Below are 13970 nucleotides of genomic sequence, written 5' to 3'. Positions count from 1 at the left end.
TTCAAGCCACCCAGCGCGAGAACAGCGAGGTCGACAGCGCGCGGCCGGCGGATTTCTCGCGAATGATCAGTTCGCCGGATTCGACCGTGCCGCCCATGCCGGCGAAGGTATCGCGCATCAGCGCATGGATGGCGAAGAAGGAGGCGCGGATCGAATAGGCGGTGAGGACGACGGCAAGCGGCTTCGGCGTCAGGATCGAACGGCAGAGGTCGGTGAGGCCCGGCAGGTCCTCGAACAATTGCCAGACCTCGCCCTTGGGGCCGCGGCCATAGGCCGGCGGGTCGAACAGCACGATGTCGTAGCGGCTGCCGCGGCGTTCCTCGCGCTCGGCGAATTTCACCGCGTCCTCGACGATCCAGCGGATCGGCTTGTCGGCAAGGCCGGCCATTTCCTGGTTCTCGCGCGCCCAGCCGATAGCCTTCTTCGAGGCATCGACATGGGTGACCTCGGCGCCGGCGCGGGCCGCCACCAGCGAGGCGAGACCGGTATAGCCGAAGAGGTTCAGCACCTTGACCGGGCGCTTCGCCGCCGCGATCAGCCCCGCCATATGGTCCCAATGCGAAGCCTGCTCGGGAAAGACGCCGACGTGACGAAACGAGGTGAAACGGCCGAGATAGTCGATGCCGTCATGCTTCATCGGCCAGGTCTCGCCGAGCGGCGCCTTCGGAAAGCGCCAGCGGCCGATGCCTTCCTCGTCGGTATCGCCGGTGAAGATGGCGTCGGCGCGTTCCCATTCCTTCGCCGGAAGGGCCCGCTGCCAGATCGCCTGGCCTTCGGGGCGCACGATGCGGTAGGGGCCGTATTGCTCGAGCTTCTCGCCGGCGCCGCTGTCCAGCAGCGCGTAATCGGCGTTGGGCGCGACTTCGAGGATCAATGGCAGGCGCTCGGCGGGCAACACGCCCTCGCGGCGCGCAAGCACCCGCGGTGCCGGTTTGGCTTCTTGCCTGTCCGCCGGTTTGGTTTCGCGGCGCTCGGCGGGCGCGGCCTGCTGGCGCCCGGCCGCGAAAGCATCACGCGGGCGGGGCTGTTCCGCCCTTGCGGGGTGCGGGCGGTTATCGCGGCGTTTGTCGCGAAAGGATTTCAAGAAGGATCATCTCCGGCGGTTCGGCCCGCTTCTGCCACAGCTAAGCCCACCGGCGCAACAAAGCCTGGCTCATTCAATAGTGGGGTCTTCAACCATGCCGGAGGCCGAACAGGCCGAAACAAAGTGAAATGAAGCCAAGCGCCTTCGTCGCCGCCACCGCCATGTGGCCGGTTTCCCAACGCAGCCGCACAGTTTCGAAGTCTTCTGGAATTGGCCCGGGCGTCCAGGGCGCGAGGATATCGTTGGCCGGTTTGACGAGGCCGAACCAGAGCGCCAGCGAGACCGCATAAAGCAATGTGGCGACGAGCACGAACCGGAAGGCAAACGGCTCTCCACGCAACATCCAGGCCAGCAGTGCCGGACAAAGGATCGCTGCGATATCGAGCGGTGCTCCGATCACGGCAAAGAGCACAAACTGACCGTTGAACACCGTCGCCTCGCGCCACAGCGCCGGCGACCATCTGGTCAGCTTGGGCAGCGATTCCAGCACATGGGCAAAGGATGGCCCGAGGCTGAGCGCCGCGACGAAAGCGGTCAGCACCGACCAGAAAAGCAGGTATCCGCGCATCTCCATTGCGGAGACAACGGGAACGGGACGCAGGCGTTCCGTGGTATTGGGCGCCCTATTGTTCAGCACACTGGTCAGCCAATCATGTCCCGTTCAGCCCGCCTGCTCGACCTCGTCCAGATCCTGCGCCGCCATCGCCGGCCGGTGAGCGGCCGCATGCTTGCGGACGAGATGGGCGTCTCGATCCGCACGCTCTATCGCGACATCGCGACGCTGCAGGGGCAGGGCGCGCCGATCGAAGGCGAGGCGGGGCTTGGCTATGTGCTGAGGCCCGGCTTCATGCTGCCGCCTTTGATGTTCAGCGACGAGGAGATCGAGGCGATCGTGCTCGGGTCGCGCTGGGTGGCGAAGCAGCCGGACAAGAGATTGGCCGCCGCCGCGGCCGATGCGTTGGCAAAGATCGCGGCGGTGCTGCCGGATGATTTGCGCGAGGACCTCGATGCCACGACGCTGCTTGTCGGGCCGCGATCGGAAAGCGTCGAAGCGATCGACCTCGGTGTCGTGCGGCAGGCGATCCGCGACGAGCGCAAGCTCGGCTTCCTCTATAGCGATGCCGGCGGTTCGACCTCGAAGCGCATGGTCTGGCCATTCGCGCTCGCCTTCTTCGACAAGGTGCGGGTGATGGTGGCGTGGTGCGAGACGCGCCAGGATTTCCGGCATTTTCGCGCAGACCGGATATCCGACCTGGCAGCGACCGACATCCGCTATCCGCGCCGCCGCCAGGCGATGCTGAAAGAGTGGCGGGCGACACTCGCTGCGTCCGGCCAGAATGGTAGGAAAGACACTCTCCGGTGATCGCTGCTGCCAGAATCTGACAGCAGGCCCGCATATGGTCTCCAAGGTTCAGACACTTTTGGAGATCAGATATGACCACGCCGAATTTCATCATCCTCTATGTCGACAGCCCGGAAAGGAGCGGTGCGTTCTATGCCTCGCTGCTTGGGCGCGAGCCGGTCGAGTCTTCGCCGACCTTCGTGATGTTCGTGCTCGACAAGGGCTTCAAGCTCGGCCTGTGGTCGCGCCACACTGTGGAACCGGCCGCGACCGCCACCGGCGGGGGTGGCGAGCTCGTGCTTGCCGTCGAGAACGCGGCGGCGGTCGATGCCACGCATGCCGATTGGGCCGGGCGTGGCCTGAAAATGCTGCGGGTTCCGACCGATCTCGATTTCGGCCGTAGCTTCGTCGCGCTCGATCCGGACAATCACCGCCTGCGCGTCTACTGGCCGTTCGAGGGAGCGCAAGGATGAGCGCCTTCTGGATCGCGGTTGCGTCGGCCGAGCATGTGCGGATCGGCCGCCAGGACGGCTTCATGCAGGTCAATCACGGCAAGGCGGCGCCGCTGCGCCGCATCAAGCCGGGCGACGGCATCGCCTACTACTCGCCGAGCACCGTGCTCGGCGAGAAAGACGGGCTGCAATCCTTCACGGCGATCGGCACGGTGCGGCAAGGTGATGTGTATGAGGGCGTCATGGGCGGCGGTTTCACGCCCGCGCGGCGCGATGTCGACTGGCGCGAGGCCAGGGAGGTTCCGATCAAGCCGCTGCTCGATCAGCTGGATTTTACTGCCAGCAAGTCGAACTGGGGCTACCAGTTGCGCTTTGGCCTGTTCGAGATCAGCAAACACGATTTTGGACTGATCGGCGATGCGATGGGGGCCAGGCTGGCTTAGCAGCTATCTGAGCGCCTTGTAGACGGCGATGCCGGCGGCGAGATCCTCGAGCGCGGCGCCGACCGACTTGAACAGCGTGATCTCGCTGTCGCTTTGCCGGCCCTTTTTCTCGCCGCGCGCAAGCTCATGCAGGTCGGCGACGATCGCTTCCGGCTTCAGCACGCCGGAGGCCAGCGGCTGGACGATGTCGCCGGCTTCCTTGGTGGCGCCGGCGCGGGTGTCGACATAGACGCGGGCACGGGCAATGGCGTCGTCATCGCTTTCGCGCATCGTCGGTGTGAAGCCGCCGACCAGATCGACATGGGCGCCGGGCTTCAGCAGCGCGCCCTTGACCAGCGGCGTGTTCGAGATCGTCGCCGAGGCGACGATGTCGGCCTCGCCAAGCTCGGCGTCGAGATCGCCTGCGGCAGTCGCCGGAAGGCCTTCGGCGCGCAAGGCGGCGGCCACCTTTTCGGCATTGGCCGGCGTGCGGTTCCAGATGCGGATGGAGGTGATCGGCCTGACCGCCGAATGCGCCTTGGCGAGGAAGGGCGACAGCGCGCCGGCGCCGATCACCAGAAGCCGCGAGGCGTCCTTGCGGGCGAGATAGGAGGCGGCGAGCGCCGAGGCGCAGGTCGTGCGCCATTGCGTCAGCCGCTGGCCGTCGATCAGCGCCTGCGGCTCGCCGGTTACGCCGTCGAGCAAGAGATAGAGCCCCATCACCGCCGGCTTGCCGATGGCGTTGTTGTCGGGCGACACGGTGACGATCTTGACGCCGATATGACCGCCCACCGAGGTGCCTGCGGCGTTGAAGTCGGTCCAGGCCGGCATCAAAAGCAGGGTCGAGGCGGCGCCATCCGGCCGCTCGACGCCATGATGGTGGCGGACCGGCTGTACCGCGCCATCACGGAAGGCTGTGCGCAATGTCTCGACAAGGCCCGGAAAGGTCAGCGCGCGGTCGACCTCTTCGGCCGAAATGGTCAGCATCGGGGGCTCCGTAAGGCGTTACTCAGAGAGCATGATGCACTCGAAAGCCGCTTCGCATTTTTCGGCGTCATGCTCTAGTTCGTCGGCTTGGGCAGCGCCGGTCCGTTCGGCGCCGCGGGCGTGCGGCTCACCGCCTGGCGCAGGTTCTCGGCTTCCAGACCGCGCTGGCGCGCGAGCTTGCGGTAGCGCCCCTGCTTCACCCAGGTTGCCATGCTGCCGACGACCATGCCGACGGCCAAGGCCAGGAACAGGAAGATGAAAAGCGGCAGGTTCAGCGTCAGCGCGGGATTGCCGGGATGGAATGGGTCGAGCGTGAAGGCGACGGGGCCGCGGTTGGCGACGGCGAGCGCGATCAGGATGATGGCCAGCGGCACGAAGACCACGACGAGGATGAAGCGATTGAACATCAGATCTCCATGGAGAGGCTTCTTGAGGCGCGCATGCTTGTCCCGAAACCCGCCTCCACTTTCGGGAGACATGCTTTAAGCGCCAAGATGCGGTTTCAACGCGCCGGCGCGGCGCCTATTTGCCGCCGTTCAGCCTCTCGCGCAACTCCTTGCCGGTCTTGAAGAACGGCACCCACTTTTCCTCGACTTCGACGGATTCGCCGGTGCGCGGGTTGCGGCCGGTGCGGGCGGGACGATTCTTCACCGAAAAGGCGCCGAAACCGCGCAGCTCGACCCGGTTGCCCTCGGCAAGCGCATCGGTGATCTCGTCAAAGATCGCGCCGACGATGTTTTCGACATCGCGCAGGAAAAGGTGCGGGTTGCGTGCAGCAATGATCTGCACAAGCTCGGATTTGATCATAGACGTTCCCCGTAAACCACTGGAATCGATTATCAGGATGATTTTATTGCTTTTTTGGCAGGTACCAACGGTGCCTCAAGGGTGCCAGACCGAAACGAGACCGTCAAGAAACAAGCGGTCGGCACCGAGTTCGTGAATGACATCGCCGCCGGCATCAGGCAGGCCGAGCGCCTTGGCCGCCATTTTTGCCATCGACTGGGAAAACAGGAAACCGCCACGCCTGTCCTTGTTCTTCCACTCGACGACCTTGAGCTTGCCGTCCACGCCCTTCGTCGCCAGCCAGTCGATCGCCTCCTGCTCGCCGCCGACCGCGTCGACCAGATGGTTGGCCAAAGCCTGGCGGCCGGTGAAGATCGAACCGTCGGCCAGCGCCAGCGCCTGCTCATGCGTCATCTTGCGGCGGTCGGCCACGATACCGACGAACCAGTCGTAACTGTCGAGGATCAGCTTGCGCACCATGGCGCGCTCGTCGTCATTGGTCGGCTTGAAGGGCGAAGGCGAAGCCTTGAGTGGCGACGATTTCACTTCCTCCAGCTTGATGCCGAGCTTGTCCATGAGACCGCTGACGTCGGGATACTGGATCAGCACTCCGATCGAGCCGACGATGGAGGTCTTGCGGGCGACGATGTGGTCGGCGGCGCTGGCGATCATATAGCCGGCCGATGCCGCCAGCGTGCCGACTTCGGCCACCACCGGCTTGTCGCCGGCAAGCTTGCGCACGGCTTCGAATGTGGACTCGCCGCCGACCGTGGTGCCTCCGGGCGAATCGATCGAGAGGATGACGCCCTTCACCTCCGACGACGTGCGGATCGCTTCCAGCCTTTTGAGCAGTTCCTCGTCCTCGGTGATGGTGCCTTCAATCTTGACCTTGGCGATATGGGGGACTGCCTGGCCGGTAAAATTGTCGCCATAGACCCAGGCCGAGAAGGCGATAATTGCCGCCGCCAGGACAACAAAAGCAGCCACGCGCCAGAAAGTCAGCTTGCGGCGCAAGCGGCGGCGGTCGATCAGGTCGTCGGCTCTCATTGCCATCGTCAGCCTCATGGGTGGTGGGAAAACACGCTTTTAAAGCAAGCCTCGGCACAGGGCTACCGTTTCGTGGGGTCGGTTGCCGCTTCACGGAACGGTGATCGGCCGGATCTCACTGTCCTGATGCAGTTCCCGCCGGAAAACCGCTCGCACTTTTCCTGGAATGGCTAGAAAGGCCCGGCTTCGGGCTTCGGTGTTGACGCCGGCCTCACGAAAAATTAACGCAAGCAGTCAGTATCTGCTATGAACTACAAGCCGTCCCGCTGGATTCCCCTCGATTTTGCGGGCGGCAGTTGTCACATTTTTGCAGTTTTCCTCCGCTTGTGCTTGCTTGTAGGTGCCGGCATACCACCTATAGTCGGTGTTTGGGCGGGCAAAGGTCCATTAGAAAAGTCATGTTGGCGCGATCTGACGAAACGAGCGATGCCGGTGAGGCATCGGCTCCCGCGAGCCAGGACGGCGCGCGTGGCGATGCCTTCAACCGCGCAAAGCGGCACTCGCGCCGCGTGCGTGTGCTGAAATTCGCGGTGCCGCTGCTCGCGGTTGCGATCGCCGTCGCATTTCCGGTCTATTCCTACCTGAAGGCACCCCTGTCCGTCTCGGTGCAGGCCGACGGCACGGCGTTCTCCGACGGCAAGCTGGTGATGGCCAATCCGAAGCTCAATGGCTTCACCAAGCAGAAGCTGCCCTATTCGCTGACGGCGACCAGGGCGACGCAGGATGTTGGCCAGCAGGCCGTCATCGACCTTGAAGGCATCAATGCCAAACTGCCTGTCGCCTCCGACAACATCGTGTCCGTCGACGCCGCGCACGGTATCTACAATCGCGACGCCAATACGATGGACCTGACCAGCGACGTCGCCGTGACGACGACGGACGGACTGGTGGCGAAGTTCAAATCGATCTTCCTAGACATGGGCAAAGGCTCTATGAAGACGAGCAATCCGGTCGATGTCAGCCGTGGCGGGTCGCGCATCACCGCGGACTCGATGTCGGTCGAGGACAATGGCAGGCTCGTGGTCTTCGAGAACCGGGTTCGCGTCAACATAGATCCAGCCGCGCTGAAGGCTGCGGGGGTAAACGGTGGAGAACAGAATGCGTCGCAGTAAATCCGCATGGCTTCCGGGCGCTGCCTCCGCATTGCTGCTTCTGGCGACCGCGCATTCGTTCGCGCAATCGAGCGCGACCAGCCAGATCCCGGGGTTGAAGCTGTCGGGCGACCAGCCGATCCAGATCGAAAGCGACAAGCTCGAGGTGCGGCAGAACGAGAGCATGGCTGTTTTCAGCGGCAACGTGACCGTCAATCAGGGGCCGACCCTGCTCAAGGCCGGCAAGATGACGGTCTACTACGTCAAGGACCCCAAGGCTGACAAAAGCGCTGCCGCGGGGGCGTCGGCGATGACGGGCGCGGCCAATATCGACCATCTCGAGGTCGAGAACAAAGTCTACATCAAATCGAACGACCAGATCGCCACCGGAGACACCGGCAAGTTCGACATGAAGACGCAGGTGCTGGTGCTTTCGGGCAAGGAAGTGGTGCTGTCGCAGGGCGACAATGTACTCAAGGGCTGCAAGCTCACCGTGCAGATGAAGAGCGGCCTCGGCAATGTCGAAGGCTGCCCGCGCGTCATCATGATGTTCAAGCCGCAGAAGCAGGATGCGACCCAGAACCAGGGAGCGTCGAGCAACTAATGGCCGGCGTAACTTCGCTGCTTGCCCGTCTTCCGGGGCGGGCGGCCGCCCGACCGGCTGCGTCCGCGACGGCCGGCGTCGACAAGGAAAAATTCAAGGGCACCCTGATCGCCAAGGGCCTGACCAAGAGCTACAAGGGCCGTAAGGTGGTCAGCGGGGTGACGATCGGCGTGCGCGCCGGCGAAGCGGTCGGCCTGCTCGGTCCCAACGGCGCCGGCAAGACCACCTGTTTCTATATGGTCACCGGCCTTGTGCCCGTCGATGAAGGTTCGATCGAGATCGACGGCTTCGACGTCACCTCGATGCCGATGTACCGGCGTGCCCGCCTTGGCATCGGCTACCTGCCGCAGGAGGCGTCGATCTTCCGCGGCCTCAATGTCGAACAGAATATCCGCGCCGTGCTGGAAGTGGTCGAAAAGGATCGCAAGGTGCGCGAACGCAGTCTCGACGAGCTGCTCGAGGAATTTCACATCAGCCATCTGCGCAAGGCGCCGTCGATGTCGCTGTCGGGCGGCGAGCGTCGTCGCCTCGAAATCGCGCGGGCGCTGGCGACGCGGCCGGCCTACATGCTGCTCGACGAGCCCTTCGCCGGTATCGACCCCATCGCCGTCGCCGACATCCAGCAGCTCGTTCGCCACCTCACGGCGCGCGGCATCGGCGTCTTGATCACCGACCACAATGTGCGCGAGACGCTTGGCCTGATCGACCGCGCCTATATCATCCATGCCGGCCAGGTGCTGACGCATGGCCGGGCCGACGAGATCGTCGCCAACGCCGATGTGCGGCGTCTCTATCTCGGCGAGGGCTTCACCCTCTGATCCGCGGTTTTCGCGTTTTTTCGTGGCCGCGTCCGACTTTCGGTTATTTTAGCGCTCGATAACGCTCCGGTAAGCGGCAGCTGTTAGCGTTTTCCTTGACAAGCAAAAGCCGGGCCAGTTTCTATGCCCGACCGAAAAACTTTATGTACGACGCGTAGACGAGGCGTTTGAATCCCACCATGGCGCTGGCAGCCAAACTGCAGCTCAGACAGTCCCAGTCGCTGGTGATGACGCCGCAGCTGATGCAGTCGATCCGGCTGTTGCAGCTCACCCATGTCGAGCTCGAGCGCTTCATCGATGAGGAGATCGAGCGCAACCCGCTGCTGGAGCGGGCCGAACCGCAGGACGACGCGGCCGGCGACCAGGCCCAGAAAGGCGAGGCGGCGCCGGACAAGGATCCCGAGGGCGACTGGTTCGAGGGCGAGACGGAGTGGAGCGCCGAAGCGATCTCGCAAAAGCTCGATTCTTCGCTGGAGAACCTGTTTCCCGACGATCCCGGCACCAGCGAGAGGCTGGGGCCCGATCTCACGGCGCAGTGGAAGTCGGCCGCGGGCGGCGGCGCCGGCGCAGCGTCATCCGAGGGGTTCGACGTCGGTGACATGGCAGCCGCCGCCATTACGCTGCGTGAGCATGTCGGCGAGCAGATCGCGCTCGCGTCGCTTAGCCCCGCCCAGCGGCTGATCGCGGGCGAGCTGGGCGACGGGCTCGACGAAGCCGGTTATCTGCGCACCGAACTCGATGAGATCGCGGTCCGGCTCGGCACGGATGACGCGGCGGTGGCGCGTGTGCTTGGCGTCTGCCAGACCTTCGAGCCGGCAGGCCTTTTCGCGCGCGACCTCGCCGAATGCCTGTCGCTGCAGCTTGCGGCGCGCGACCGGCTTGATCCGGCGATGAAGGCGCTGGTTGCCAACCTCGAGCTTCTGGCGCGGCGGGATTTCCAGACGCTGAAACGCATCTGCGGCGTCGACGAGGAGGATCTGCTCGACATGCTGGCCGAGATCCGCGCGCTCGATCCGCGGCCCGGCCTGGCGTTTTCGGGCGGCGCCAGCGATGCGATCGTCGCCGATGTCGAGGTCCGCGCCGCCAATGACGGCAGCTGGGCGGTGGAACTCAACGCCGACACGCTGCCGCGCGTGCTGGTGGACAATGTCTACTTCGCCCGCATTTCGAGCCACGCCAAGGATCAGGCGGAAAAGGATTTTCTCGCCGAATGCCTGCAGAACGCCAACTGGCTGACGCGCAGTCTCGACCAACGGGCCAAGACCATCCTCAAGGTGGCCTCCGAGATCGTGCGGCAGCAGGATGCCTTCCTCGTCCATGGCGTGCGCCACCTCAAGCCGCTCAACCTGCGCACGGTGGCCGACGCCATCGGCATGCATGAATCGACAGTCAGCCGCGTCACTGCCAACAAATACATGCTGACGCCGCGCGGCGTCTTCGAGCTGCGCTATTTCTTCACCGCGTCGATCGCCTCGGCGGAAGGCGGCGAGGCGCATTCGTCCGAGGCCGTGCGCGATCGCATCAAGCAGATGATCGACGAGGAAAAGCCAGCCGACGTGCTTTCCGACGATGCCATCGTCGACATGCTCAAGGGAAGCGGGGTCGATATTGCGCGCCGCACCGTCGCGAAATATCGCGAGGGCATGAATATTCCATCGTCGGTTCAGCGGCGGCGGGAAAAGCGAGCGCTCGCGAACGCCGGCCGCTAGGCTTGTCGGTCTCGCGATGCCAGCCTGCGAATGGCGGTTTCTGCGCTTCCGGTACTTGCGTACCTCAAAGTACGCTCCGTTTCGGTTCTCGAAAACCACCATTCTCGGCTCGGCCTGATCCGAATCTCAACAAGCCGAGGTCGCTGCGAGATGCGCGGATTTTCCACAATTGCCAAGCTTCATTGACAAGCCGCAACGAAGTGGCTAGAAGCCCGCCCGCATGAGCGGGGCGGTAATGCCCGCTCGCGAAAGGGTCCGTCAGACACGGCCACGGACGGCCAAGAAGGCGACTTGTGATCAACCGGAAAGTTCGGGTCTAAAATCGGCGCGCATGCCGCTGCGAAGCTTGTGCGCGCGCGCCACGGGTATAAACTCGGGAACAGTTTGAAGCCTGAGCAAGGAAGGTCAGTTTTCAGATGAATCTACGCATTTCGGGAAAACACATGGACATCGGCGATGCGTTCCGCACGCGCATCAACGACCGGGTCGGCGAGGCGATCGAGAAATATTTCGATCGGGGTTTTTCAGGACATGTCACGGTCATCAAATCGGGGTCGCGTTTCTCCGCCGATTGCATGGTCCGGCTCGATTCCGGCGCTTCGCTGCAGGCGACCGGCGACGCCCAGGATCCGACGCTGGCCTTCGAGGCGGCCGCCGACCGCCTGGAAACACGGCTGCGGCGCTACAAGCGCCGGCTGAAGTCGCGCAATACGGGCAACGGCGAAGAGCCGACCGACATCGCCTATACCGTGATGGCCCCCCTTACCGACGACGAGGAAGATATTCCGGAGGACTTCGCTCCGGTCATCGTCGCCGAATCAAGCATGACGCTGCGGACCATGTCGGTGGCGTCGGCTGTCATCGAGCTCGACAACAGCGACAGCCCGGTCTTCCTGTTCCGCAATGCCGGGACCGACCATCTCAACATCGTCTACCGCCGGCCGGATGGCAATATCGGCTGGATCGATCCGTCGACGACCAAAGTCGCGCAGGGATAAAAAGCCAGCCGCGCGAGGGGGCGACGACTGGCGCGGCAGGCGAGCAAGGGATTTTTCAAGCATGGATCTCAGTGATCTCATCAGCGTCCCGGCGATCATGCCGGCGTTGAAAGCGAATTCCAAAAAGCAGCTTCTGCAATTGCTGTCGGAGAGGGCGGCGGCGATTTCGGGGATTCCGGAACGGGAGGTGTTCGACACCATCCTGCAGCGCGAGCGACTTGGCTCGACCGGCGTCGGCAACGGCATCGCCATCCCGCATGGCAAGCTCGCCGGTGTGAAGCGGATCGCGGGGGTCTTCGCCCGGCTGGAAACGCCGGTCGATTTTGAGGCGCTGGACGACCAGCCGGTCGACCTGGTGTTCCTGCTGCTTGCGCCCGAAGGCGCCGGCGCCGACCATCTCAAGGCGCTGTCGCGCATCGCGCGCGTGCTGCGCGACGCCGACACGGTTGCCAAGATCAGGGGGACGCGCGACGCGGTGGCGATCCACGCGTTGCTGTCGGACACACAGGCCTCGCACGCGGCCTGAGTCTCTTTGGTCGAGCGCAACTCCGGACGGAAGGCCACGGCGAAGTCACCGAGCCTAACCGTTCCGCACTTTTCTGGAATTGCTGGAAATTTTTTGGATTAAAGCTTCCAAGGGCCGCCGTGAGCGGCCCCTTCCCTTTCGAAGACCTGAGCCGCGTTAGTGGATCGCGACGGTGGTCAGGTCGTTCTCCAGCGCACCCGCAAGCGCCCGGTCACGGGCATCGGAAAGCAGGATCGGCTGGCCGTTGGCGGCAAACAGCGCCCACAGCTCCATGCCGGGCGCGATTTCCTCGAGGCCGGGGAAGCGGCCGCGGAGGTCGTCGCTCGACACTTTCCTGAGATAAGCGACCGAACCTTCGCCGAGATGGGCGAGTTCGCCGCTGGTCATGGTGTTCACTTCGTCAGTTCTGGTCATTTCAAGCCTCCTTGGCGCGAGGACGCCAGAATTGGCCGTCTCGCATAGAGCCATCGGCGAAGGTTAGTCTTTCACCGATATGTTTATTTTCCGTACCAGCCGCTCGGCCTCCGGCCGGTCGAGATCGACCGACAGCAGGCCGTTCTTCAGTTCCGCCGCGATCACCCGCATGCCGTCGGCCAGCACAAAACAACGCTGGAACTGGCGCGCGGCGATGCCGCGGTGGAGGAATTCGCGCTCGGTGTCGTCGGTCTGGCGGCCGCGCACGATCAGCTGGTTCTCCTCCGTGGTGACATCGAGGTCGCTTTCGGCAAAACCGGCCACGGCCAGCGTGATACGCAGCCTCTCGGACTTGCCGTCGGCAGCGTTCAGGCGTTCGATGTTGTAAGGAGGGTAGCTGTCGCCGGACTTCGCCAGACGCTCAAGCGTCTTTTCCATGGCATCGAAACCCAGGAGAAGCGGGCTGGAGAAGGGCGTCATTCGACTCATTGTTACACTGTCCTCTGAAGAGCGACACAAACTGGAAAAACCCAGATGGCATTTTTCCCGATGGCCTTGATATGGTCTGCCGCGCGATCAAGTTCAAGCCACTGAAATCAGGATGACGTTTCGTTGAACCGCCATCCTGGTTCAGCTCTTCAGTGGAGCATGATCTTGTCCGAAAACCGGTTTCCACTTTTCGCGGTCATGCTCTAAACCCGCCCAAAAAGACTCCCCAAAAGGAATTGAAATGCCCCAGTCCAGAAAGATCATCATCGACACGGATCCCGGCCAGGACGATGCCGTCGCCATATTGCTGGCGCTCGGCAGCTCGGAGCTGGAGATCGTCGGTATCACCGCGGTTGCAGGCAACGTGCCGCTGAAGCTGACCCAGAACAACGCCCGCAAGATTTGCGAGCTGGCCGGCAGGCCGGACATCAAGGTCTATGCCGGCGCCATCCGCCCGATGGCGCGCGAACTCGTCACCGCCGAGGAAGTGCACGGCAAGACCGGCCTCAACGGGCCGCAACTGCCCGAGCCGACCATGCCGTTGCAGGAACAATACGCCGTCGATTTCATCGTCGAGACGCTGATGCGCGAGGAGGCAGGCACCATCACGCTTTGCCCGCTCGGGCCGCTGACCAACATCGCGCTGGCGCTGATCCGCGAGCCGAGGATCGCGCCACGCATCAAGGAAATCGTCCTGATGGGCGGCGGCTTCTTCGAAGGCGGCAACGTCACGCCGGCCGCCGAATTCAACATCTATGTCGACCCGCAGGCCGCCGATCTGGTGTTCAAATCGGGCATTCCGATCGTGATGATGCCGCTCGACGTCACCCACAAGGCATTGACCACGTCCAAGCGCATCCAGGCTTTCCGCCAGCTCGGCACCAAGGTCGGCACCGCGACCGCCGAGATGCTGGAGTTCTTCGAGCGCTACGACGAGGAGAAATACGGCACCGATGGCGGGCCGCTACACGATCCGTGCGTGATCGCCTACCTGATCAAGCCGGAACTGTTCAAGGGCCGCCACTGCAATGTCAGCGTCGAGACCGCGTCGGAGCTCACCATGGGCATGACGGTGATCGACTGGTGGGGCGTCACCAAGCGCGAGAAGAACGCCACGGTGATGCGCGACATCGACCATGACGGCTTCTTCGCGCTGCTGGTGGAGCGGCTCGGGCGGCTGTAGCCCCTCTTCCTTCTCCCG

General features: G+C 63.7%; 18 protein-coding genes. 10 read left to right on the top strand and 8 right to left on the bottom strand.

All coding sequences use genetic code 11. The features are described 5' to 3' along the window. Position 1: 1 nt before the first annotated feature. Both AC0YKC_RS15460 and AC0YKC_RS15455 read right to left on the bottom strand, forming a co-directional pair. Positions 2–1084, bottom strand: coding sequence for an RsmD family RNA methyltransferase (locus AC0YKC_RS15460; RefSeq protein ID WP_488511649.1), 1083 nt, complete (start codon positions 1082–1084; stop codon positions 2–4). Between the two features lie 88 nt (positions 1085–1172). Further along, positions 1173–1658 (bottom strand): DUF1772 domain-containing protein, encoded by a 486-nt coding sequence (locus AC0YKC_RS15455; RefSeq protein ID WP_488511648.1) that lies wholly within the window; start codon positions 1656–1658, stop codon positions 1173–1175. Positions 1659–1736: 78 nt separating this feature from the next. Here AC0YKC_RS15455 and AC0YKC_RS15450 point away from each other — a divergent pair, with 78 nt between their 5' ends. The 3 genes from AC0YKC_RS15450 to AC0YKC_RS15440 all read left to right on the top strand — a co-directional run bounded on the left by AC0YKC_RS15450 (position 1737) and on the right by AC0YKC_RS15440 (position 3321). Further along, positions 1737–2447 carry a helix-turn-helix transcriptional regulator gene (locus AC0YKC_RS15450; protein ID WP_488511647.1) on the top strand — a complete coding sequence of 237 codons (711 nt, stop codon included), beginning with the start codon at positions 1737–1739 and terminating at the stop codon, positions 2445–2447. 71 nt (positions 2448–2518) lie between these two features. After that, a complete protein-coding gene (locus AC0YKC_RS15445; RefSeq protein ID WP_488511646.1) occupies positions 2519–2899 on the top strand; it encodes a VOC family protein in 381 nt (126 codons plus the stop codon). Next, positions 2896–3321, top strand: coding sequence for an EVE domain-containing protein (locus tag AC0YKC_RS15440; protein ID WP_488511645.1), 426 nt, complete (start codon positions 2896–2898; stop codon positions 3319–3321). Before AC0YKC_RS15445 ends, AC0YKC_RS15440 begins: the two co-directional genes overlap by 4 nt. Before the next feature lie 3 nt (positions 3322–3324). On the opposite strand, the gene lhpI is transcribed toward AC0YKC_RS15440, so the two are convergent. The 4 genes from lhpI to sppA form a co-directional block, all read right to left on the bottom strand. Continuing rightward, positions 3325–4287: a bifunctional Delta(1)-pyrroline-2-carboxylate/Delta(1)-piperideine-2-carboxylate reductase gene (gene lhpI, locus AC0YKC_RS15435; protein ID WP_488511644.1), complete on the bottom strand. Its 963-nt coding sequence runs from the start codon at positions 4285–4287 to the stop codon at positions 3325–3327. Positions 4288–4361: 74 nt separating this feature from the next. Continuing rightward, positions 4362–4694, bottom strand: a complete 333-nt coding sequence (locus AC0YKC_RS15430; RefSeq protein WP_320296888.1) for a DUF1049 domain-containing protein — start codon at positions 4692–4694, stop codon at positions 4362–4364. A 115-nt stretch (positions 4695–4809) separates the two neighbouring features. After that, on the bottom strand, positions 4810–5094 hold the full coding sequence (locus AC0YKC_RS15425; protein ID WP_027165368.1) for an integration host factor subunit beta: 285 nt from the start codon (positions 5092–5094) through the stop codon (positions 4810–4812). A gap of 75 nt (positions 5095–5169) precedes the next feature. Continuing rightward, positions 5170–6126, bottom strand: coding sequence for a signal peptide peptidase SppA (gene sppA / locus AC0YKC_RS15420; protein ID WP_488511643.1), 957 nt, complete (start codon positions 6124–6126; stop codon positions 5170–5172). Between the two features lie 392 nt (positions 6127–6518). Here sppA and lptC point away from each other — a divergent pair, with 392 nt between their 5' ends. From lptC to ptsN, 6 genes are all read left to right on the top strand, one after another. Further along, entirely contained in the window at positions 6519–7232 is a 714-nt protein-coding gene (gene lptC, locus AC0YKC_RS15415; RefSeq protein ID WP_488511642.1) for an LPS export ABC transporter periplasmic protein LptC, read from the top strand. Further along, positions 7219–7815, top strand: coding sequence for an LptA/OstA family protein (locus AC0YKC_RS15410; protein ID WP_320296885.1), 597 nt, complete (start codon positions 7219–7221; stop codon positions 7813–7815). The genes lptC and AC0YKC_RS15410 overlap by 14 nt, the downstream gene beginning before the upstream one ends. Beyond that, positions 7815–8633, top strand: a complete 819-nt coding sequence (gene lptB / locus AC0YKC_RS15405) for an LPS export ABC transporter ATP-binding protein (protein ID WP_320296884.1) — start codon at positions 7815–7817, stop codon at positions 8631–8633. Before AC0YKC_RS15410 ends, lptB begins: the two co-directional genes overlap by 1 nt. 179 nt (positions 8634–8812) lie before the next feature. After that, the gene (rpoN, locus tag AC0YKC_RS15400) at positions 8813–10342 is read left to right on the top strand and encodes an RNA polymerase factor sigma-54 (protein WP_488511641.1); all 1530 of its coding nucleotides are present in this window, start codon (positions 8813–8815) and stop codon (positions 10340–10342) included. Between the two features lie 416 nt (positions 10343–10758). Beyond that, a complete protein-coding gene (gene hpf, locus AC0YKC_RS15395; protein WP_434724007.1) occupies positions 10759–11340 on the top strand; it encodes a ribosome hibernation-promoting factor, HPF/YfiA family in 582 nt (193 codons plus the stop codon). Between the two features lie 61 nt (positions 11341–11401). Next, on the top strand, positions 11402–11866 hold the full coding sequence (gene ptsN / locus AC0YKC_RS15390; RefSeq protein WP_042641064.1) for a PTS IIA-like nitrogen regulatory protein PtsN: 465 nt from the start codon (positions 11402–11404) through the stop codon (positions 11864–11866). Positions 11867–12022: 156 nt separating this feature from the next. Here ptsN and AC0YKC_RS15385 read toward each other — a convergent pair whose 3' ends face one another. Together AC0YKC_RS15385 and AC0YKC_RS15380 are read right to left on the bottom strand one after the other, a co-directional pair. Next, positions 12023–12280 carry a BQ00720 family protein gene (locus tag AC0YKC_RS15385; protein ID WP_112096587.1) on the bottom strand — a complete coding sequence of 86 codons (258 nt, stop codon included), beginning with the start codon at positions 12278–12280 and terminating at the stop codon, positions 12023–12025. Between the two features lie 63 nt (positions 12281–12343). After that, positions 12344–12769: an Hsp20 family protein gene (locus AC0YKC_RS15380; protein WP_320296881.1), complete on the bottom strand. Its 426-nt coding sequence runs from the start codon at positions 12767–12769 to the stop codon at positions 12344–12346. Positions 12770–13010: 241 nt separating this feature from the next. Here AC0YKC_RS15380 and AC0YKC_RS15375 point away from each other — a divergent pair, with 241 nt between their 5' ends. After that, positions 13011–13952: a nucleoside hydrolase gene (locus AC0YKC_RS15375; protein ID WP_320296880.1), complete on the top strand. Its 942-nt coding sequence runs from the start codon at positions 13011–13013 to the stop codon at positions 13950–13952. Positions 13953–13970: the final 18 nt, after the last annotated feature.

Source organism: Mesorhizobium sp. CNPSo 4661 (genome assembly GCF_057784215.1).
This window is presented reverse-complemented; position numbering and strand designations above follow the sequence as displayed.